The sequence below is a fragment of the Methylosinus sp. H3A genome, assembly GCF_015709455.1.
Taxonomy (GTDB): Bacteria; Pseudomonadota; Alphaproteobacteria; order Rhizobiales; family Beijerinckiaceae; genus Methylosinus.
Genome location: NZ_JADNQW010000003.1, coordinates 219250 through 240104 on the forward strand (window position 1 = coordinate 219250; position 20855 = coordinate 240104).

At 61.0% G+C, this 20855-nt stretch carries 23 protein-coding genes, 2 pseudogenes and 1 other annotated feature; of the genes and pseudogenes, 14 read left to right on the forward strand and 11 right to left on the reverse strand.

The annotated features are described in order from the left end of the window. Positions 1–92: 92 nt before the first annotated feature. Both IY145_RS01925 and IY145_RS01930 read left to right on the forward strand, forming a co-directional pair. Positions 93–1208 carry an RHE_PE00001 family protein gene (locus IY145_RS01925; RefSeq protein ID WP_196406686.1) on the forward strand — a complete coding sequence of 372 codons (1116 nt, stop codon included), beginning with the start codon at positions 93–95 and terminating at the stop codon, positions 1206–1208. After that, the gene (locus tag IY145_RS01930; protein ID WP_196406687.1) at positions 1201–1380 is read left to right on the forward strand and encodes a hypothetical protein; all 180 of its coding nucleotides are present in this window, start codon (positions 1201–1203) and stop codon (positions 1378–1380) included. The genes IY145_RS01925 and IY145_RS01930 overlap by 8 nt, the downstream gene beginning before the upstream one ends. A gap of 1 nt (position 1381) precedes the next feature. On the opposite strand, the gene IY145_RS01935 is transcribed toward IY145_RS01930, so the two are convergent. Next, a protein-coding gene (locus IY145_RS01935) for an IS3 family transposase (protein ID WP_210332579.1) occupies positions 1382–2619 on the reverse strand; the annotation gives its coding sequence in 2 pieces (ribosomal slippage) (positions 1382–2322 and positions 2322–2619; 1239 coding nt in all). Next, positions 2213–2329: a sequence feature (AL1L pseudoknot), on the reverse strand. (Overlaps the previous gene by 117 nt.) Positions 2620–2638: 19 nt before the next feature. On the opposite strand from IY145_RS01935, the gene IY145_RS01940 reads away from it, so the two are divergent. Then, complete coding sequence (locus IY145_RS01940) at positions 2639–3238, forward strand: SMC-Scp complex subunit ScpB (RefSeq protein WP_246721677.1); 600 nt, start codon at positions 2639–2641, stop codon at positions 3236–3238. 75 nt (positions 3239–3313) lie between these two features. Here the strand turns inward: IY145_RS01940 and IY145_RS01945 are convergent, their stop codons facing one another. The 5 genes from IY145_RS01945 to IY145_RS01965 all read right to left on the reverse strand — a co-directional run bounded on the left by IY145_RS01945 (position 3314) and on the right by IY145_RS01965 (position 8310). Next, positions 3314–3580, reverse strand: coding sequence for a hypothetical protein (locus IY145_RS01945; protein ID WP_196406689.1), 267 nt, complete (start codon positions 3578–3580; stop codon positions 3314–3316). Positions 3581–3913: 333 nt separating this feature from the next. After that, positions 3914–5107, reverse strand: coding sequence for a sensor histidine kinase (locus tag IY145_RS01950; protein WP_196406690.1), 1194 nt, complete (start codon positions 5105–5107; stop codon positions 3914–3916). Between the two features lie 348 nt (positions 5108–5455). After that, positions 5456–5938: a transposase gene (locus tag IY145_RS01955; RefSeq protein ID WP_196406691.1), complete on the reverse strand. Its 483-nt coding sequence runs from the start codon at positions 5936–5938 to the stop codon at positions 5456–5458. Then, positions 5889–6806 carry a transposase gene (locus IY145_RS01960; RefSeq protein WP_196406692.1) on the reverse strand — a complete coding sequence of 306 codons (918 nt, stop codon included), beginning with the start codon at positions 6804–6806 and terminating at the stop codon, positions 5889–5891. Before IY145_RS01960 ends, IY145_RS01955 begins: the two co-directional genes overlap by 50 nt. A 367-nt stretch (positions 6807–7173) precedes the next feature. Beyond that, positions 7174–8310: a GGDEF domain-containing protein gene (locus IY145_RS01965; RefSeq protein ID WP_196406693.1), complete on the reverse strand. Its 1137-nt coding sequence runs from the start codon at positions 8308–8310 to the stop codon at positions 7174–7176. A gap of 174 nt (positions 8311–8484) precedes the next feature. Between IY145_RS01965 and IY145_RS01970 the strand changes: the two genes are divergently transcribed. The 3 genes and pseudogenes from IY145_RS01970 to IY145_RS01980 form a co-directional block, all read left to right on the forward strand. Continuing rightward, a complete protein-coding gene (locus IY145_RS01970) occupies positions 8485–8691 on the forward strand; it encodes a hypothetical protein (RefSeq protein ID WP_196406694.1) in 207 nt (68 codons plus the stop codon). 6 nt (positions 8692–8697) lie between these two features. After that, positions 8698–9132 carry a TonB-dependent receptor gene (locus tag IY145_RS01975; protein ID WP_196406695.1) on the forward strand — a complete coding sequence of 145 codons (435 nt, stop codon included), beginning with the start codon at positions 8698–8700 and terminating at the stop codon, positions 9130–9132. Further along, a pseudogene (locus IY145_RS01980) lies at positions 9066–9400 on the forward strand (transposase domain-containing protein); the annotation flags it as partial. The gene IY145_RS01975 and the pseudogene IY145_RS01980, both read left to right, overlap by 67 nt. Here the strand turns inward: IY145_RS01980 and IY145_RS01985 are convergent. Further along, positions 9325–9819 (reverse strand): hypothetical protein, encoded by a 495-nt coding sequence (locus IY145_RS01985; protein WP_196406696.1) that lies wholly within the window; start codon positions 9817–9819, stop codon positions 9325–9327. The pseudogene IY145_RS01980 and the gene IY145_RS01985 sit on opposite strands and share 76 nt — an antisense overlap. Positions 9820–10275: 456 nt before the next feature. Here IY145_RS01985 and IY145_RS01990 point away from each other — a divergent pair, with 456 nt between their 5' ends. The 5 genes from IY145_RS01990 to IY145_RS02015 all read left to right on the forward strand — a co-directional run bounded on the left by IY145_RS01990 (position 10276) and on the right by IY145_RS02015 (position 16110). Further along, positions 10276–12504 carry a TonB-dependent siderophore receptor gene (locus IY145_RS01990; RefSeq protein ID WP_312030537.1) on the forward strand — a complete coding sequence of 743 codons (2229 nt, stop codon included), beginning with the start codon at positions 10276–10278 and terminating at the stop codon, positions 12502–12504. 81 nt (positions 12505–12585) lie between these two features. Beyond that, on the forward strand, positions 12586–13293 hold the full coding sequence (locus tag IY145_RS01995; RefSeq protein WP_196406698.1) for an IS6 family transposase: 708 nt from the start codon (positions 12586–12588) through the stop codon (positions 13291–13293). A 262-nt stretch (positions 13294–13555) separates the two neighbouring features. After that, entirely contained in the window at positions 13556–14884 is a 1329-nt protein-coding gene (locus IY145_RS02000) for an outer membrane protein transport protein (protein ID WP_196406717.1), read from the forward strand. Positions 14885–15279: 395 nt separating this feature from the next. Beyond that, positions 15280–15507: a hypothetical protein gene (locus IY145_RS26460; protein WP_196406699.1), complete on the forward strand. Its 228-nt coding sequence runs from the start codon at positions 15280–15282 to the stop codon at positions 15505–15507. Between the two features lie 42 nt (positions 15508–15549). Further along, the gene (locus tag IY145_RS02015; protein ID WP_246721683.1) at positions 15550–16110 is read left to right on the forward strand and encodes a transposase; all 561 of its coding nucleotides are present in this window, start codon (positions 15550–15552) and stop codon (positions 16108–16110) included. A gap of 42 nt (positions 16111–16152) precedes the next feature. On the opposite strand, the pseudogene IY145_RS02020 reads toward IY145_RS02015, so the two are convergent. The 3 genes and pseudogenes from IY145_RS02020 to IY145_RS02030 all read right to left on the reverse strand — a co-directional run. Then, a pseudogene (locus IY145_RS02020) lies at positions 16153–16573 on the reverse strand (transposase); the annotation flags it as partial. Positions 16574–16700: 127 nt separating this feature from the next. Continuing rightward, positions 16701–17063: a TonB-dependent receptor gene (locus IY145_RS02025; protein ID WP_196406701.1), complete on the reverse strand. Its 363-nt coding sequence runs from the start codon at positions 17061–17063 to the stop codon at positions 16701–16703. 381 nt (positions 17064–17444) lie between these two features. Then, positions 17445–17744 carry a hypothetical protein gene (locus IY145_RS02030; RefSeq protein ID WP_196406702.1) on the reverse strand — a complete coding sequence of 100 codons (300 nt, stop codon included), beginning with the start codon at positions 17742–17744 and terminating at the stop codon, positions 17445–17447. Positions 17745–18041: 297 nt separating this feature from the next. Here IY145_RS02030 and IY145_RS02035 point away from each other — a divergent pair, with 297 nt between their 5' ends. After that, positions 18042–18215: a hypothetical protein gene (locus tag IY145_RS02035; protein WP_196406703.1), complete on the forward strand. Its 174-nt coding sequence runs from the start codon at positions 18042–18044 to the stop codon at positions 18213–18215. A 305-nt stretch (positions 18216–18520) separates the two neighbouring features. Here IY145_RS02035 and IY145_RS02040 read toward each other — a convergent pair whose 3' ends face one another. Then, a complete protein-coding gene (locus IY145_RS02040) occupies positions 18521–18766 on the reverse strand; it encodes a hypothetical protein (protein WP_196406704.1) in 246 nt (81 codons plus the stop codon). Between the two features lie 546 nt (positions 18767–19312). Here IY145_RS02040 and IY145_RS02045 point away from each other — a divergent pair. Beyond that, a complete protein-coding gene (locus IY145_RS02045) occupies positions 19313–19579 on the forward strand; it encodes a hypothetical protein (protein WP_196406705.1) in 267 nt (88 codons plus the stop codon). Between the two features lie 215 nt (positions 19580–19794). Then, positions 19795–20855 (forward strand): TonB-dependent receptor plug domain-containing protein (locus tag IY145_RS02050; protein ID WP_312030538.1); only part of this gene is annotated, 1061 nt, incomplete at its 3' end.

Consider the following 20855-nt stretch of genomic DNA (forward strand, 5'->3'; position numbering starts at 1 on the left):
GATCCGGCAGGCGAATGAGAAAAAGGCATCCTCTATCACTCAAGGTAAATTCGAAATAACTTGATGAATGTTTCGATTCGCTCGGAATTAAAATGGGGTTAGATCTTCCCGCCTCTGTTTCATTCGAGCGCCTGCAAGCGCCCTTCGAGAGCGCATCGGACGCCCTCGCGCGTTTCGACGAACGGCTTCGCTCCAGTCCAGTCGCCGAAGCGTTCGTTCTTCGCGCGCATTTCCACGATGCCTGCGCCGCCTTGTGGCGCGCGGGCGAATTCGTGCAGCTCGAAGACCTCGTGCTTCATGACGCTGGAATGGACGTGCGCACGCCGACGCACGAACTCGTGCGAGCCCATGCCATTCTGTTGACACGCCGTGGCATAGCCGAGCGCGAACCGGCGTGGGCGTTGACGACCGATGGTCTCGCCAGTCTACGCGGCGCATGGAGACCACAAAGCGTGGCGCGCGAGCCGACCAATGCTTCGCGCGCCATGGATGAAGCGGCGGATGGGGAGCTGGATGATGAGGACGGCGAGACGATCAGTACAGGAGAATTCGACGAGATCGATGAATTGCTGGCGCGAACGTCACGTGTGATAGAGCGAAGCGAGCCGGCGCCTCTGAAGCGGGACGACTCTGGTTTGGTTTACGACGAAGATTGGGACGAGGAGGCCCGCCTCGCGGAGTGGCGCGAGTGTCTGGGCCGCACCCAGAACCTTCCGCCTTTGATGGCGGCGAGCGTCGCGCTCGATGCTTGGGAGGAGATCGAGCCGTTACAGCGCAGCGCTTGGCTCGGCCCCTTGCTCGTCGCGGCCTTGCTACGTTCCCGCGGAAAGACGCGGCACTGTCTCACAGCGCTGCATTCGGGATTTCGACAGGTCAAATATCGCCGAGTTGGACGAGATGACTTTGAATCTCGATTGCTCGCTTTCGCGTGTGCAATCGAAACGATGGCGAAGGCGGACGCGAAGGAACTCGACAGATTGACGCTCGCGCGCGAGCTCCTGCTCAGAAAATGCAAAGGCCGAAGAGCGAATTCCAGAATGTCGCAGCTCGTCGATTTGTGTCTTGCTTCGCCGGTTGTCACTGTCCCTTTCGCCGCCAAGGAACTTCGGGTCTCTCAACAAGCCGCCACCACGATGATCGGCGAACTCTCGTCGAACCTTCGCGAGTTGACCGGGCGTGGGCGATACAGGGCTTGGGCTGTTGTCTGAGGGATCCGAGCAGCCGGCCGGTCTGTTCGATCGAAATCTCGCCGGCCTCCCCGACGGCGCGCGTCGGCGCGAATGGATGGGCCGCGTCGAGGCGGTGATTTTCGCCGCGCGCGATCCGCTGCCGCGCGAGGCGCTGAACCGCGCCGGGATCGCCGGAGGCCATTTGGTTTGAGTCACGCCGCGATGGCGGGCTCCTCGAGTTGCGCATAATAGCGCGCTTCGGCTTCGGCCGGCGGAATGTTTCCGATCGGCTCGAGCAGTCTTCGATTGTTGAACCAGTCGACCCATTCGAGCGTGGCGAACTCGACCGCTTCGAAGTTTCGCCACGGCCCGCGTCGCCAGATCAGCTCGGCCTTGTAGAGCCCGTTGATCGTCTCGGCGAGCGCGTTGTCGTAGCTGTCGCCGACGCTGCCGACCGATGGTTCGACGCCGGCCTCGGCGAGGCGCTCGGTGTATTTTATAGAGACGTATTGAACGCCGCGGTCGCTATGATGGACGAGGCCGCCGCCATGAACCGGCCGACGATCATGCAGCGCCTGCTCGAGCGCGTCGAGCACGAAGCCCGCATGCGCCGTGCGCGAGGCGCGCCAGCCGACGATCCGCCGAGCGAAGGCGTCGATCACGAAAGCCACATAGACGAAGCCTTGCCAAGTCGAGACATAAGTGAAGTCGGACAGCCACAGCGCATTCGGCCGCGCCGCCCGAAATTGCCGGTTCACCTTGTCGAGCGGGCATGGAGCCTTGCGGTCGCTCACCGTCGTTTTGACCGGCCGGCCGCGCACGATCCCTTGCAACCCCATGTTCCGCATCAGCCGCGCCACCGTGCAGCGCGCGACCTTTTCGCCCTCCCGGTCCAACTGCTTCCACACCTTGCGTACGCCATAGACCTGGAAGTTCTCGTCGTAGACGCGCCGTATCTCTTTGCGAAGGACCGCGTCTCGGCGCGCTCTGGCCGAGGCCTTCGCAGGGTCACGCCGGCGCGCCGCATGCGCCCAATAGGTGGAAGGGGCGATCGGCAACAGCTTGCAGATCGGCTCGACCCCGTGCTTGTCCCGGTGATCGTCGATGAAGGCGATCATTGTTTCGAGCGGCGGTCGAGCTCCGCCGCCGCAAAATAAGCCGACGCCTTGCGCAGGATATCATTGGCCTGCCGCAACTCGCGGTTCTCGCGCTCCAGCGCCTTGATCCGCTCGCGCTCATCCGTCGTCGCGCCAGGGCGGGCGCCCGAGTCGCGCTCCGCCTGGCGGACCCAGTTCCGCAACGTCTCGCCCGTGCAGCCGATCTTCGCCGCGATCGAGGCGATCGCCGCCCATTGCGAGGCATGATCGCCCCGGTGCTCCAGCACCATCCGAACCGCCCGTTCCCGAACCTCAGGTGAAAATCTGTTCGATGTCTTCTTCTTCGTATCCATGGCTCCATCCTCTCAAGGCTTGGAGCCTCCGGCAATCCCGGCGCGGTTCACGCTGACGAGACTCGTCGGAGACGCGTGCAAGCTCGACGATCTCATCGCCGATATCGTCGACGAATTGCGGGCGCGGCCCTATGAGTTCGTCTTCGTCGCCGGCGGCTATCAGTTGCACACCAAAGCGCGTTTTGCAGAGGCGATCCGGGCGGCGAGTTCTGCGGACCCGCGCGACGCCGGCTCGCCGGAACTGACGCCGACCGAACCTCTGACCGTCACGGCCATCGCCTATCTGCAGCCGGCGACGCGCGCAGAGATCTCCCGCCTCGTCGGCAGGGAGATCAGCCGCGACATCATCGCCCGCCTGAAGCGTCTCGAACTCGTCGACGCAGGCCTGCGCGCGCCCGAACCCGGGGCGCCCTTCGCCTATGTGACGACAAAGAAGTTCTTGGAGGTCTTCGGCCTCGCGACGCTGCGCGACCTCCCGGACATCGAGAGGCTCGAGGACGAAGGCTTGCTGCAGCGACCTCGAACCGAGGCGGAACTCGACGGCGCCTTTGGACTTTCTGGCGAGGATGGCTCGACGTGCGACGACGCCGAGCTCGAAGACGCCGGCGACGACATTTAGCGAATCGAGCCGTCCCGCATTCCATCCTTTCGATGCGTGCGGACGACGCCGTAGGCGGCCGACAACGGCTGGCGGCTAGAGCTGATAGATATAGGACTTGCTGACCTTGTGTCGCTGGGCGATCTCGGCGACGGGAACGCCGCTCTTGCGTTCCGCGCGTAGCGCCTTGCGGAAAGCCGCGAGTTCTTTTCCGGACCGTCGGGAGTTGGTCTTCCCGGCAGTGCGTGAAGCTGTCTTCTGCTTGCTCGGCTGGGAGCCCGGCTTCTCGTTCGCCGCGAGGATCGCCTGCACGGTTTCGACGATCTTTTGTAACTGGCTAACTTGACGTTTGTTGAGCGCCATGGGTCCTCTCCCGAATCAGGATGAGGACAGCTACACGAACTCAGCCGCAACGCAAGTTTCTCCTTCATGTCGCTTAGCGCTTCTGTGTCTGCGTCGGCTCACAGAAATCGGCGCTGAGGTCATCGCCCCAGTGGCCGAAGTCACAAAAGGTCGGAGGCTCGGCGCCTCGAAGAGCCTGCCAAACCGGGCTCTTTCTCGATAAGACGGCTGAGCCCCCGCGCTCTTGAACTCTGCCCTATTGGCGGCACCCGAACATGGGTTGTTTCTGAGACGTCGTTGAGCCGCCGTGTCAAATACATTCGTTTGTTGGCCCTGCAGTGACGAGTCAAAGTTTCAAGGCGGCAGACGGATTTCGAGTGAGCGAGGTGCGTTAGGTTCCGCCAGAGGCAGGTCGAAGCTGAAGACCGCTCCACCGTCGCTCTTCTCCTTGCCCCATATTCTTCCGTAATGCGCTTCGACGATCGAGCGAGAAACCGACAGGCCGATGCCCATTCCGCTCGCCTTGGTCGTGGCGAAAGGCTCAAAAAGCTTCCCTTGCATGGTCTTCGACAGACCCCGGCCGGTATCGGCGATATCGACTCTGATCATGTTCGGTTTTTCGTTCGAGGTGGCGATGGTCAGCTCTCGCCTCGCAGAATCGTTCATGGCTTCGCGCGCGTTCCGTATCAGATTGATCAGAACTTGCTTTATCTGAACACAATCCGCGAGCACGGCGTCCTTCTCGGCGCCGAGCACGAGAGTTACGTCGACGTTGGCCTCCTTTAGCGCCTCTGACGTGAGGTCGAGCGCCTCGTCGACCAGTCTGTTCAAGCCGCAGATCGTCTTGTCGGACTCTCCGAAATCCACGAATTGTCGCATGTGGCTCATAATCTGCCCCGCGCGCATGACCTGTTCGGCGGCCAGATCCAGCGTGTCCTCGATCGACGCGGAACGCCGGTTCTCCGGCAGTCTCGCCAGCCGTTGCGCCGTCTTGAGGTAAATCGCCGTGGCGGCGAGCGGTTGATTGAGCTCGTGAGCGAGCGCGGCCGCCATGCCGCCCATAGCGGTCAGACGCTCTTGGCGCATCAGATATCGCCGCTCCGCGTGGGATTGCCGAAGCTCGGCCTCCGACATTCTTTTCCATGTGCGGCGCAGCATTTCGGCGGCGCAGGAGATCATTCCGCAACTCGTCAAGAACATCCCCAAGGCCAGCCAGTCGCCCGGGGCGGAAAGAGGGCCGAACCATAAATGCGCCATCAGGGCCGCTGCGATGGTCGCCGAAGAACCGGAGATCAGTCCGCCGAAAAGCGCCGCTACGGTCACTACCGGATAGAATGTCACGTAAAGGACGCGTTCGCCCAGCACGTCCGTTGCTGTGTAGCGCCAGAACGCCCCGCAAATCGCCGCCACAAAGCCGATGAGTGACCGCCTAGATGCTGGAGCGGCGTAAAGGGACGCGAGCAACTCCATGAGCGCGTCCAGTCGCCGATTCAGCCTCGACGAAAGGCTGGAGCCGAACGCGGTCTCCGACCGTTCCTTGGTATCCAAGTGCGATATCTCCCGCCCACGCGCCCGCCGTAGCATCGGCTAGATCCCGCGCGGGCCCCCTCGCTTAGTTTCACATTATGTAGGCGCCGAATATCGATATTCCCCCCGCGGGCGCAGTTTCGAGCGTCGGACCGTTTGAGGCCGCATCGTCGAGGTCGAGGAGATGGCCGCCGAGCGATTTTCATGCAACAACGCACAGATCCGAACATCCGAGCATCGATCACCAATGGCGCGGGAGCTCTTTCCTCTAGCCGAATATTGCTTAGACTCCGCAACAGCGCCCGCTGCAGCGTAGAAGGATGAGCCGGATCGTGAATGACTGGAACTCTGCTCTTTACCGGGTCATCCTCACTTTCCGTGCTCGGCGATCGACGAAACCGGCAACATGCGTGCGCGCAGCAGTTCGGCGCCTGCGCGACCATACATCGAGCGCTTCAGCGTTTTCAGGCGATTGATCTGCCCCTCTGTTTGTCCGTTGCTCCATGTTTCCGTCACTCCATTCCTGACGGCTTCGATGTCGCGGCGCAACGTGCGGACGAATCGCTGGATTGCGAATAGGCTGGAGCGGTTCGCGTCGTTCAGCCACGTTTCGAGCCGCTTCGCGTTCTTGCTACGAAGAATGCCGCGAAAGCGCATGGCGAGGCTGCGCATTATGACAAAGTCCGGAGAAGCGTCTTTCAGAGCCGCGACCTTCGCCGCCTGGGCCGGCGTCAGCTGACCGCGCGGTTTCATACAAAGTGCTGCGGCGACAATCGGTGAGATCAGCCACCCCGTCTCTGGATCAATAGCGCGAGGCGCCGCTGGCGTGTCGGCATGGACACGCGTTGGCATCGTCGGAGCCGCTTTCGCGCGCTCTGGCGCGAGTACAGAAGATGACGTCGGTGCGGAATGTTTCGCGAGCCCCCATTGTGCGAGAGCCCGCTGCATATTCGAATAGCTGCCCAAATATCCTCGCGATTTGATTTCCTCGAACAATCGACGGCCCCGGGTGCAACCGTCCGACCAACGTTTCAGAAGGTATTCGCGAAAATATTTCGCCGATGTCAATGTGGGCATTCGTTCTATTCGGACAGGCGCGGTCGTCGCGAGTATCCATTTTTTTGCAGCGCCAGCCAACGCCCAAATCTCTGGCGATATCTCGTACCGTCGCTCGCGCATTTTTCAGGATTTGAACGCGATCGAAGATCGCTTGTCTCGAGCGATGATGCGCTTGCCTCGTAAGGCGCCGATGCTCCGCCATCTCCTGTCGCCTCTTCGTCAAGCGTGAGCGCGCGCCATCATGCTCTTCTGCGGCTGGCGACAAGGCTGGACAAGCCATCCCTCTATCGGCACGACTCATTTGCTTCTCGATCGTCTCCCTCAAATTTTGTAACAGATGGAAGCGATCGGCCACTTGCCGCGCCTGTGGCGCGCCCTCCCTCGCGCCCTGCGCATGAAGGCCGCAACGATCGCGACTGATCTCGACCTCGGCGTGCTGACCGAGCCACACTGCTGTCGACGCGGCCGAGCGATCAGGAAGCACGTCGACGACTTCGCGCCGTTCGAGATCCACCATGATCGTTCCGTAGTTCACGCCCTTGAGCCAGCTCCACTCGTCTACGCCGAGCACGCGCACTTTTCCTCCGGCCCCGCGGACGACGTTGTGCTTCAAATGCCTCAGGATCGTGTCGTCGCTCGTCGGAAGGCCGAGGCGCTTCATCAACCGTTCGGACGGCCGGCCGCCCACGCCGTGTCCGAACAACCGGATGAGCTTGGCGACCCTCTCGGTTTGACGCGCGTAAGGCCTCGCAATATCGGAGAGCTGCTCTGAGAATGTTTGGCGCTCACACTCGTCGTTCAGGCAGCGCCACCGACTCGTATGAAGCTTTACAGTGACAACTGATCCTTGGACTGGCAAATCCAGGAGGCTCCGGATATTGAACCGCCCCGGGACTGCCGGAGGTCATTTGGTTTTCATCTCGCTGGATAGCCAGAGTCCAGCCGCCACAGCAAGTCGGCGGCATGGAAAGTGAGGATGACCCTTTCAAAGGCCGAAACGCGAGTTGCGGTGATGTTTTGGTCGTTCGCTATTGTCCAGCAAGAACGACCCGGTTCCGCCCTGCGGCCTTGGCGTCATACAGCGCTCTGTCTGCCGCTCGCGTCATCTTCCAGAAATCTGGCGTCCGGTTCGCCATGATCGCTACACCGACGCTCACGGTAGCAAGTCCATCGACCAGAATCGACGCCTCCTCGACAAAGGCCGAGCGAATCCTTTCCGCTACGGAGAGCGCAGTCCCACGGTCAACCGAACACATCAAAATAACGAATTCCTCTCCACCGATCCTCGCCAGCACGTCGCCCGACCGAATGTTGCGTGCCGCTGTCGCGCCGAACGCCGCCAACACGCGGTCTCCTTCCGGGTGTCCGAAGCGATCGTTGATCACCTTGAAATTGTCGAGGTCGAAAACGAGCAGCGCAGTCGTATCTTTACCTGTCGCCGATCTCTCCGCTCTTTCGATTGCCAGATCGAAGGCGCGGCGGTTCGCCAGGCCGGTGAGTGCGTCGATCATCGCCGCGCTCTCCTGGCGGATCGCGATCCGTTCTTTCGAAAGAGCTATGAGGACGAACCCGAGGATCGCCAAGTAGCTCGACAGTTCCAACCAACGGTATTGGAGAACCCAACTGTCAGTGAACGGGCTACCGGGATCGACTTCGACGAATGAGCCGGATATCGCCACGATAATATCCACCCCAGAATGGATGCCGACGATCCAGCCCGCCACCTTCGACATCAGCAGCGGCTTGTCTTTCGCTCGATTGTAGGAAAAAAGTTCATAAGTTGTCAGGGTTTCGTAGATCGCGGCGACAATCGCGAACGCCACGATCCGCAGATGAATGCCGGCGCTCCAGAATCCCGCCAACCACATCAGGCCGCCAGCGAAAGACAGAAGGGGATGAACGGCTTTCCCTTTGAAAATCACGGCTCCTGTCCAGACAAGTCCACACGCCCACAACGCCAGAGCGTTTCCGGCGACAATAGAGACTGTTTCGTTCACGTTTCGAAATGCAAAGCACACAAACGCGCTACCAGCCATGGAGAACGCAGCGGACCAAAAAAGTTCCTCAGGCTCCCTATCTCTACGCCAGATGAGATACATGAGCGTGCTCAACAGCAAGAGCACGAACGCGGAGAACGAGAACAGCGTCGGCGCCAGAGGAAGCATGTCGTGTTCAACATCCCAGAGAATCAGAGCGCATCGAAGCGTTCCAAATCCCGTCGAATGAAGCGCTCGTGCGGAGATGTGTTGCGTCAGCGATGCCGGCAATAGGCACAATGCTTTGGCCTCCTCCGGAGAGCATCATCATGGTTAAGGGGCTGTTTCCGCCGCAGGGACATTATGCGATACGAGAATGAGAGCCGCCGGGTTCGCGACGTGACGCTCGCCGAGGACGCCAGTCGCCTCCGCGTCATTCCAGGCGTCGTGGAGCGTCAGAATTTCCAAGCGCTCGGCATCGTAAGTGCGAACGGCGTCGCCGACATCGCCCAGGCGCCGTGGAGCGGCGCGAACCACCCTGCCGTCACACTCTCTCACCGTCGACTGTGAAGAGCGTTGAACAGTTCTGCGCCGCGGAGGAAGGGCGCATCTCACAAAAAGCCCGAAACCTCCTGGGATTATCAAATCGGCTTCAAGTCGAACTGGCTGGACAACCATTTGCACTTCAACGCGACGTTCTACGTGAACGATTTCTACAATTTCCAGACGAATGTGGTGGACGGCGATTCTCGAGACCAGGACGGCACGCCTCTCGGCCTCACGACGCTCGGCAACGCCGAACATGCGCGCATTCGCGGCACCGAGCTCGACGGGCGCTGGAGCCCGATAGAGAGATTGTGGATCACCTTCAACGCGGCCTTCTCGGACGCACGCTGGGCGAGCTGGCCAGACGCCGGCGCGCCGTCGGATTGGGCCTGGTCGTCCGGCAGCGTGGCCGCGCCCAAATCCCTGTCGCTTTCCAATATGCGACCTCGCGCTGGACGGCCTTGACCCGCTACGTGGATGACGGGCGACTGGAGACGACGAACAACGCCGCCGAACGCGCCAGAAAAAACTATCTGTTCGCCGGCTCCGACGAAGGCGGGCGAAGAACGGCGATCATGTATACGCTGATCGAAACCGCGCGCTTCAACGACATCGATCCAAAGCCTGGCTCGCCGACGTCATCGCTCGCATCGCCGATCACCCGATCAACCGGTTCGACGACCTCCTTCCGTGGAAATGGCGGCCGGAAACGTCCCAAGCCGTCGCCGCATAGCGACACGCGATCGTCAGATCACGCTTACGATCGATCCGAAGGATCATCAGCAGTAATGGCACGAGAAGGACAGGCCACAGCGCGGACAAGTGATTGGCGGGCGAGGCCGCATAGGACCAGGAATGACCGGAGAGCATCGGAAACAGCAGCCGCGAGAGAGCGAGCGCCGCGCCCGCCATGGCGAGCCAGGGCGCGAGCAGGCCGAAGGCGCGGCCTTCGCTCGGCGTGCGCGCGGGCAACCGGCCGAGCGCCCTGAGAAAGCGCAGCATCAGCATAGCCGTTCCGACCGCCGACAGCGTCACGAGCCATGCGACAATTCCTTCGCCGAGCGAGCCCTTTATGGCGAGCTTCGCCAAGGCGCCGCCCGAGAGCGGAAATCCGGCGATGGCGAGCGCGGTGAAGACGGAGACGAACATCACTGGCCGGCTCGGCGAGGCCCCGATGCCGGAGAACAGAGCTGGCCCATGTCCGCTCCCTATGAGGTCGTGCGCTTCCACTCATCCATAAGGTGACAGTCGCCGGCGAAAAATTGCGCTATCCGAGCCCCTGCGCTGTGCTTTTCTTGCAACAAGTGAGAAAAATTGTTTCTATTTTGTTACAACATTTCTCAACTGTGTCGCCGATCGATTGACGACGTTCATCCGTAAAATTACGCAGCAAACGTGTCCTTTGCCGTTCGTGGCTGAAAGGATCGACTGCGGAGTGGGAAGATGAGCGGAGTCGATGCGTCGACCGGGAACGAAATTCGTCGTGGCAGACGATCGCTTCGCGGCAATATTGGCTCGGCTCGCAGGGCTCTCCTGAGTTCGGCGGCGGCTCTGGCTCTGGCAGGCGGCGCTCGGGCCGAGCCGGTAGCGACGACGCTCCTTCCGGAAGTGAGAGTCGATGCGCCGCAGGAAAAGGCTCGGCCTGCACCTCGGCCCGTTTCCCATGCGAGCGTCCGAGCGCGCGCTGTTCGCCGGGCCGCGCAAGCGCCGCGCGCGCCGGCCCAGCCGATCGCCGTCGCGCCGCGTGTCGAGAAGACATTCCGGGACTCCACCACGGCGAGCGGTGTCGTTTTCGGGCGCGGCCCGATCGGCGTCCAAGGCTATGTCGCGGCCGGCACGTCCTCGGCGACCAAGACCACCACCTCCATCATGGACATTCCTCAATCGGTCACGATCCTCACCAAGCAGCAGATGCAGGATCGCGGCAGCGTGAGTCTCGGCCAGGCGCTGACCTATGTCCCGGGCGTGACGGTTGCGCAGGGCGAGGGCAATCGCGATCAGATCACCATCCGCGGCCAGGACACGACCGCCGATTTCTATACCGACGGCGTACGCGACGACGCGCAATATTATCGTGATCTCTACAATATCTCCTCGGTGGAGGTGCTGAAGGGGCCGAGCGCCATGATCTTCGGCCGAGGCGGCGGCGGCGGCGTCGTCAATCGCGTGACAAAGAAGGCCGACGGCCAAACCATTCGTGAACTCGGCTTTAGTACCGGAAGCTGGGGCCGCAAGCGCGCGACCGTCGATCTCGGACAGGCAGTCTCAGACACGGTCGCATTGCGTCTCAACGCGCTCTATGAGCAGTCCTACGGCTTCCGCGACTTTTTCGATCTCGAGCGATATGGCGTCAATCCGACGCTGACATGGCGTCCGGAGGAGAACACATATTTGACGCTGAACTACGAGCATTTCCGGGATCACCGCACGGCCGACAGAGGCATTCCCTCGATCGGCGGCGTCTCGGTCGGCGGCCTGCCTGTCGTTCCGGCCTATCCGGCCTCCGTGCCGATCGATTCCTTCTTCGGCAATCCGGGTGTCAGCTATTCCAAGGTCGATCTCAACCGCGCGTCGCTGGTCGTCGACCATAAGACGGACTTCGGCCTCGAGATTCATAACCAAACCGTCTATGCGGATTATCAGAAGCGCTATCAGAACACATTTCCCGATCAGCCGGTGAATCTCGCGACGGGGCTGGTCCGCATCGACGGATATGTCGCCTCGAATCCGCGGCAGAGCATCTTCAACCAGACCGACTTCACCTATAAATTCTCGCTCTCTCCAGACATCCGGCATACGCTTTTGTTCGGCGCCGAATTCGGAAATCAGAGGAGCGACGATTGGCGTGATCTCTCGCGCTGGAACGACCCGCTGGTGGGTCCCCAGCGCGTCACCACGCCCTTCTGGTCTCCGACCGTCTATAATCAGGTTTCCTTCACCAATCCCAACCGCAGACGCCACACCGATCTCGATTTAGCGGCCGGCTATGTTCAGGACCAGATCGAAATCACCCGCTATGTCAATGTCGTCGCCGGCGTGAGATTCGACAGCTTCGATCTCGCATTCGCCGATGCGCTCACCGGTCAGCAGTTGAAACGCGCCGACAATCGATGGTCGCCGCGCGTTGGCGTCGTGGTGAAGCCTCTCGAGGAGTTGTCGCTCTACGGGAGTTGGTCGCGCTCCTTCCTGCCCAGCGCAGGCGATCAGTTCAATGTCCTGAACGTCACCACAGCGTCGCTCGCGCCGCAGCGCTTCGAAAATTTCGAGATCGGCTTCAAGGCGCAGATCTTGCCGCTCCTCTATTTCACCGGCGCGTTGTATCAGCTCGATCGCACCAATCAGCAGCTGACTGTCGGACCGATCGCCAATATCATCGGCGACACGCGGACGAGGGGCGGCGAAGTCGGGCTGGTCGGCAAGGTCACCGACGAGTGGCAGGTCTCGCTCGGCTACGCCCATCAAGCCGCCGCGATCATGAGCGCCGAGAACGCGGGCGCGGTCGGCAGGGTCGTTCCCTCCGTGCCGAGGGACACCTTCTCCTTCTGGAACCGATATGACATCACGCCGATGTTCGGTGTCGGCGCAGGCGTCGTGCATAATGCGCGTTTCTACGCGGCAATCGACAATTCCGTGATCGTTCCCGGCTACACGCGCGTCGACGGCGCGGTATTCTTCAACCCCGGAAAGGATTTCTTCGGCCTCGGCGAGGAAATGAGCGCGCAGGTCAATATCGAGAACATTCTCGGGGCGACCTACTACGCTGCTGCGCACAACAACAACAACATCATGCCGGGCGCGCCGCGCTCCGCTTATGTAACAATCAACGCAAAATTTTGAGCGCAAACAGCGGTTCTGGTGCAAACGGCGTGAGCGGGGCATAATCCGTGAGGGCGGAACCGGACGCTGGGGTAATGGGTGATGCTGAGTGCGGACGAACTTTTCAAAGGCCGCCATTTCGACCGCGAGATCATCGTTCTCTGCGTGCGCTGGTATCTGCGATACAAGCTCAGCTTTCGCGATCTCGTGGAAATGATGGCCGAACGCGGCTTATCTTTGGCTCACACGACCATCATGCGCTGGGTTCAGCGCTACGTTCCGGAGTTCGAAAAGCGGTGGAACCGATTCTCGCGCCAAGTCGGCGGATCGTGGCGCGTCGATGAGACCTACGTCAAAATCAAGGGGCGGTGGGTCTATCTCTACCGCGCCGTGGACAAGGCAGGAAAAACAGTGGAGTTTTTGCTGCGCGCGAAGCGAGATGTCGCCGCCGCCAAAGCGTTTTTCCGTCGTGCGTTCGCGAGCCACGGACGGCCGCCGGGCAAAATCACGCTCGACGGATATCAGGCGTCACATCGGGCGGCGCGCGAGCTTCTCGCACAGCATCGAGGCGGCGCACGGACTCGCATTCGATCTTCGAAATACCTGAATAATCTGATTGAACAGGATCACCGATCTATCAAGCTTCGTTTGGGGCCGATGCTCGGGTTCAAGCGATTCCGACATGCGGCGATCACGATCGCCGGCGTCGAACTCATGCATCGCATCAGGAAGGGGCAATTCGCGCTGAGCAGATTAAGAGCCGCCGGGACAACTGCGCCCGAAATCTGGAGTGCAGTGCTCGCTGCCTGATCCTAACGAACTGCCGGACCCCATCGCGTAGCGATCGGCCAAAATTGCACCGCAACCTTGATCTGCATCGTATCTCTCTGGGCCTCGCGAGGACCCGCGGCCGGGCCGACGACGCCGAAAATGCACCGCAGGACGGTAAAGGAAAGGGTCGTTGTCGCGCTGCCGCGCGTTGATAATGTTGACGGCCACAATAGTCTATCTTATCGCTAGACACGAGAGGCTATATCAACGGTTGATATGCTGCGACTGATTTGGGGGAATGATGGACCGCTTGCAATTGCGCAGAGTCACTGCAGCTACGGCATTGGCCGGTGGTTTGATCGTCAACCCCCCAATCGCTCGAGCGACCGAGGGCTATTTTCTCGAGGGCTACGGGACGCGCGAAAAAGGTCTTGCCGGCGCGGGCGTCGCCGACTCCCGCGACCCGCTCGCATTGTCGATTAATCCCGCCGGTCTCGTGGATGTCGGTCAACAATTCACGGGTGGGCTCACGGCTTTCTCGCCGGACCGGGGCTACACCACCTCTGGTCCTGGATTCGTGGCGCAGGGCGACGTCCGAAGCGGGCGCGGCCTGTTTCCGATCCCGAATTTCGGCTACAGCCAGCCGATCGACCAAACTTCGGCCTGGGGCGTCGCCGCCTACGGCAATGGCGGCATGAACACGACCTATTCGAAGAATTACGCCAGCCAGTTCTTTCCCAACCCGTTCGCCTGCCCCAGGCCCGGCGTCTTTTGTGGAGAGAACGCCGGCGTCGACCTGAACCAGGCCTTCCTCTCCGCGGGCTACGCTCAACGGTTCGGAAGCGTTTCGATCGGCGTCGCGCCTATACTCGCCATCCAGATCTTCAAAGCGCGCGGTCTTTCGGGATTTGGGCCGTTCTCGGTCGATCGCAGCAATCTCTCCGACCACAGCTATAACTGGTCGGTCGGCGCGGGCGTGCGCGCCGGCGCGCAATGGAATGTCACCAATCAATTGCGTGTCGGCGTCGCTGCTTCGACGCCGATTTGGACGACGAAATTATACAAATACTCGGGCTTGTTCGCGGAGGGCGGCGGCTTTGACATTCCCGCCACCGTCACGGCCGGCGTCGCCTTCGACGTTCTGCCGACCGTCACCTTGCTCGCCGACTGGAGGCATATTTTCTACTCGCACGTCGCCTCGGTCGGCAATTCATCGCAACTGCCATATCTCTTCGGTTTGGCGAATGGACCGGGCTTTGGTTGGAGCGACGTCGACGCGATCAAATTGGGCGCCGAATGGCGGGCGACTGCCGACTGGACCTTCCGCGTTGGCTACTCGCACAACAATAATCCGATCGAGTCGCGCGACGTGACGATCAATATTCTCGCGCCAGGCGTCGTGACCGACCACATCAGCGGCGGCCTCAGCTATCGCGTCACGCCGAATTCGACGATCGATCTCGCCGCTGTCGTCTCGCCCAGGCACTCTGTCTCCGGCATCGAGGTCACGCCCGCCGGCCCCAATCCGTTTCGCACCATCAATATCTATCTTAGCGAGTTCGAAGTCACGGCGGGTTTGACCTACAAATTCGACTCCGGGCCAACGCCCGCCCTCGTCGCGAAATACTGAAGGTCAGCATCGCAGCTCCAGATATGACTGGGATTCCTTCGCAAAAGGTCGTCCCTCCGAGCGGCGTCACCTACGAGCGGGTGGATGCCGCTCGCATCGGGAATCTCAATTTGAGTCGTGGGGGCTCCGTCGCACAGGAAGAGCGGTCCGTGTGCGGTCTCGAGCGCTTGGTGTTCGTTTCTTGCTCATGGTGAAGTCGCCATGGTCCACGGGTTGCAGCCGCCTTTGCTCGCGTCCCAATAGCGAGGAGCGTGGGCCGGGTTCGATGTATTGAACCGGCTCGAAAGAAACGCGGACGCTGCCCCACCAAAGATTAGCCGAGTTCGATCGACGCCGCGCTCCGTCCAAGGTGTAACGGCGTCACGACCGGGGCGCATGCGCTCGGACTCGCGAACATGGCGTTTCAGCTGACGCAGGATCGCGTTGTCGCTGATCGGCATGGCGAGCCGCGCCAGCAATCTTTCGCTCGTCAGACCTCCTGCGGCGTGTCCGAACAGCCGAACGATCTCTGCGACCCGGACAGTGCGGCGCGCCATGGGAGCAGCGACCGAAGGCAGGCGTTCCACGTAAGCGCCGTTGTTGCCCCATTGATTTTTTGGGTTCTGGCGGATTTTCGGATGTGAGATTCTTCTGAGGGACAGCCATGTCTCTGGAGGGATCCGAAGATGAACGAGAATGCGACAGTCGAAACGGCTTTGGGCGCGGGATTTGTCGGACGTGTGGATTTCCGCCGTTCACGTTCGGGCAATCGGCTGTGGTCGAAGGAGCTGAAGGGCCGGATCGTGCGAGAGAGTCTCGCGCCTGGAGCCCGTGTCGCCGATGTGGCATGCAAATATCGGATATGGACATTCAACATCGGCGCGAACTACGAGCATCCGCTCGGTGCCATTTTCGCCGGTCTCGGCGGCTTCGGCAGCCTCGACGACTGGACCTCGGAGCCGCTCACGGCATTCGGCTATTTCAACGTCAACTGGCAGGACAAGACGCAACTGACCAATCCCTGGTCCATTCGGCAATATTGGCAGAGGAGCTACGCGATCGTGAATGTCGGCGCCGGCATCCGCACGGATGACGACAAATACAGCCTCACCTTCTGGCCCAAGAACATCGGCGACGAGAGGCCTTTCAGCACCTGGGATCTCGGAATCGGCGGCAACCCGGCGAGGGTCGGCCTCACTCGCTGGCCGGCGACCTTCGGCGGCGCGTTTCGAGTGAAGCTCTACTGATCGGGGCTCACCGCCGACTGTTTCGATCGTCGGCATCAGCTGGACGCGTCCCAGAAAAACCCCGGTCTGCTCGGCAACACAATATGGGTACAAAGCTGACTGACCTTCACCGACGCCGCAGGACGCCTTGCTCCGGTTCAAGTACCCCCGTCTCGTCGATGACGAGAACCGCGTTGTCATCGGCAGCTCTCGAGCGCGTAATCGCGCTCGATGTCGCGCAACGGGTCTGCGTCCCAGCGTCCGCGGCCCAAAATCGCCTGCGGTCGCCACGGGCACGGATTGTCCGCCAATTCGGCGTGCATCCATTCCGACTCGCGCCGCTCCTCGCCGAGTAGGCTGTCGAGAAAATGCTCCGCCGACCTCGCTACCCGCTCTTGGGTGAACAGCGGTCGCGTCCGCCCCTTCACATCCTGCCGCGACGACGCCCGCACTCCAGTGCCGTCTCGATCGAAGCTCTCGACATCCCGTGCCCCTATGACGAATCATGGCGGCTCAGAGCGCCAGAAGTCGGCTAAATACGCAACAGTAGTGTTACGTTGAACTTTTTAGCGGAACTTCGCAGCGCATCTGCCACTCCACTCAGAAGAATTTCACGCGCAGCGTCCCGCCGATGGTGCGGACCGTGTCCGGCAAGCCGATCGTCGTCGGGCGGTGGCCGTGCCGGGGCTGAAGGACGTCGCCGGCCGGACGTCGGCGATGTTCTTGGCCCAGACGTTCAGGCTGAAGCGATCGTCGTCGGTACGGATGCCGAAGCCGAGATTGGTCAATGCGTAGGCGTCCTGCCAATAATGGATGACCGCCGTCGGATCGGTCAGTTCCTGCTTGTCCTGCCAGGCGACGTTCGCGTAGACGAATCCGGTGACGGGACGATTCGCCCAATCGCCGAGGCCGTCGAATATCGCGCCGAGCGGACGCTCATAGTTGAAGCCAATATTGAAGGCGAAGGTCGGCACCGTGTTGAATCGCGAGTGCGATCTCGAGACCTGGAGCGGGCCTTCACGGTTCCTCCGCTCCAGGTCCAAGCGGCGTCGAGCGGCGCTTCGTCGAAGTCGATCCAGCGCGGATCGGTGATCGCGCCGGCGAAATTCAACCAGAAGCCCTCGAAGGCGTTCCATCGGCCGTCGAACTCGAACCGCGCAGACGAGCATGCTTGGCGGTGCCGAGATATGTCTGGCGCGTCGGCACGCCAGCGGCGTCGACGACCGACGTGTCACGAAATTGGTCTGGAAGTTGTAGAGTCGTTCCAGTAGAGATTCGCGTTGAGGATCAGGGTCTCGTCGAACCAGTTCGTCTTGATTCCGATCTCGTAGTCCCAGGAGGTCTCGGCTTGGTGATCACCGGCTGGAATTCTGGAACGCGTTGCCGACGAAAATGGCCTGCGCGCCGGTGTTGACGGCGCCCGCCTTCTCGCCGCGCCCGACGAGACCGTAGACGGTCACATTCTGGTTCACCTTGTATTGTGGATTGAAAATGCCGGTGAGCGCGTTGAGCGTCGCCTTCTGTCCACCAGTGTCGTAGAAGCGCTGGCCGCCACCGGCGACGATCGCCGCGACCTGCTCGGCGAGCGTTCCATTGCCGGGGCACGATCGTGTTCCAGCTGAAATTGGAGCCGGAGCGCACCTCCCAGCTGTCACGGAGTCCCGATGGACAGGCTGAACTGCTCGTCGACATGATAGGTGGCGTTGCCATAGGCGGCAAACTGCAGATCCCGCGCCTTGCCATCGCGATTGTTCGTCATGTCGCGTAGGAATGCGCGACCGGAGTGACCGTCCGTCGGCGCGACTGCCGAACCAACGCGCCGCGTCGGAGCCGAAATTGGTGTAGGATCGGTTCCAGACATATTCGTAGAAGGCGAACAGGCTTGCCTTCCACTCCAATGGCTGGTCCTTGGGGAGGAGAGCCTGAACTCCTGCGAGAACTGCTCGACATAAGTGTTCGACGCGGTGTTGGTGATCTCGGTCAGATTATTGCCGCCGGAGTTGCGCGGCAGCAGGCGGAACTTACCGAAGGCGGTGATCGAGGTGAAGGTGTTCTCGGCCGATCTCGACGTTCAGCTCGTTGGAGACGAGATGCTGGCGCTCGTCGAGCGTGCCGAGCCGTGTTGAGCGGCTTGTAGGGATCGAGTGTGAAGAGCGGACGGCCGAGCCGAGTCGCCAGACGCTGCGCATAGGTCGGTTCGGCCGCGTGCCATTGGCGAGATCTGCGTCGTGTCGGCGATCGGCCGCTGGCGCTGTTGTTGTATTCGTGCGAGCGGAATAGTTGAAGATCAGACGGTCGGTGAAATTGTCTCCGACATAGTAGAGCTGGCCGCGCACCCCCAGCGATTGTCGCCCGGCATGCTCGCGCCCGAATTCTGGTCGAAGAATAGCCGTCGCCCTTGTCGTAATAAGCGGCGACGCGATAGGCGAGCTTATCCTCGATGATCGGCCCGGTCGGCGTTGAACTGCTGCAGGAGATGTAGATGGTTGCCGAACTGGGTCTCGAAGACCTCCTTGCGCTGGAACGACGGAAGCTGCGTGCGGATCACGATGGAGCCGACCGCCGTGTTCTTGCCGCCTGCCGTCCCTGTGGACCGAGCGCGACCTCGATCGATTCGGTGTCGATGAAAGTTCGCCCATTGGAACCCGACATGTTTCAGAAACACATTGTCGACCATGAAGCCGGTGTCGAATTCGGAGCCGTCGCCGGCTCCCAGCGCCTTTGGCGACGCCGCGGATGGCGGCGCGACGTTCGGGATTGCCGAGACCCGGATTATAACTCGGAAGCTTTTGGGCGAAATCGCTCAGCCTGAAGAGCTGTTCGCGTTCCGCGGTCTTCGGGTCGATGACGACGATCGGGTCGCGGGATTTAGAACCTCGACCTTGCGCTTTGATAATTCGCCGGGAAGGTCCGTCGCCGCTCCACGACGACGTCGGCGACTGGCTCCTCCGCGAGCACGGTCCAGGCGCAGCAGCCCCGAGAGCTAGCCCTACGCACATGACACGTAAACTGATCCCCGACATTAACTGACGTTCGAACCGACTCCTGCGACAGACATAATTTTTACCCCACCGATTGCGCCTACATATCCATACTAGGAATATAGTATTAAGTAATGCCCGAACGCAAACCGGCTGAACGGGATCGCCATCGGTTCTGGATGGCTTCGTCTCAGGCTCGCGAGGACGGCCCATACAGGCCGCCGGCGCCACTCGGCGAAAAAGTGGCTGGCGCAGCTAATTGCTATGGCCTGAAGCTGGCGGCGACGCCCACCACCCCACAGGAGCGTGCGAGATCGGCCCACGGACTTTCCGACCGCGCGCTGCCGGCGAGCTTCCCGCTTTTGCGGGAGCGTCATCTTGGCGAAGCGGCCCATGTGCTGCCCGCTGCTCTTTCGCCCGTGCTCGCCACCACTGGAACCTCGCGCGCCCGAACCTATTCGCAGACACCTGCCGCACGACTCGGCGGGGCCGTTCTCGCAAAAATGTGACATTTTGTGCATTGTCCCCTACGTATTTTACCGATAAAGTCGATCGACTACCTAGTTTATAGGGGGCGACTATGGGCGTTCCGTTGACGAAATTCAGGCGTTGGTTGTTGTCTTGCCCGTCATTGGCGCCCTATGCGCTACTCGGCAGCGCGTTAACCGGACCGTTCCCGAACGCACCGGCACACGCCGAAGACGCACAAATCGAGGACGTCAGGGTGACGAACGGAACCGGCGAGCTTTCGAAGCGCAGGCTTGAAGTACTCAATATTCCACGCCCGATCGTCGTCGTCGATCCGAAAACGGCAGAGCGCGAACGCCTCTATCGGCTTGAGGATTTCGCTGAGAAGGTTCCGAACTACCAGCCCAAGACCGGCAGCGCCGTCACCTCGCGGCCGTCGATTCGCGGCGTCGGCAGCACGCTGGGCCCGCTGGCGCGCTGCAACGGCAATCCGGCCGGCTCGGAATTCGACACCGGCTTCGTGCTCGACAATGTGTCCTGGAAGAATCCGGGCTTTCAGAACGGCGATTTCAGCGATATCGAGTCGTTCGAAATCGGCCATGGTCCCCAGGGAACCGCAGGCGGGAAGAACACCACCGTCGGCAGTATCGTCATCCGCACGCAGCCGCCGTCGTTCGAACGCAAGGCGACGATCGAAACCTCCTTCGCCAATAATAATCGCGTGATCGAAAAAGCGAATGTGACCGGGCCGATCGTCGAGAATGCGCTCGCCTATCGCGTCGCCGCTTATTTCGATAAGGGCGACGGCTGGATCAGAGACCAGGTCAGCGGCGCCGGCTATCTCAATAATGATCGCTTCGGCGTGCGCGGACAACTGCTCTATGTCGGGGAGCACGTCACCAACCGTCTCATCTTCAGCTTCGGTGAGGCGAATGAAAACAAGAACTGCAGCTCCTACGCGAGCGGGCCGTTCGCCGATTCGTTCCAAATGTTCGCCAATGGAACAACGCCGGCTCGGACTTATGCGCAGAACGTCTGGTTCAGACTCGGCAAGCCGATACTCACCTTTGATCCCTATCGTCCCTATCACGCCGGCGCCAGAAGCGTCAGCGACCGCCATTACACCGTCTCGAACGAACTGAATTGGACCATCGGCGAGAACACGCTGACTTCGATTTCCGCTTATGGGAGTTCGTCCGTGACATCGAATAATCTTCACGGCATCAATCTACTCGACACAACGTCCGGCGTTTACCATCCCTATGTCGAGCAGCTTTCGCAGGAGCTGCGCTTCGCTTCTCCCAAGGAGCAGGCCTT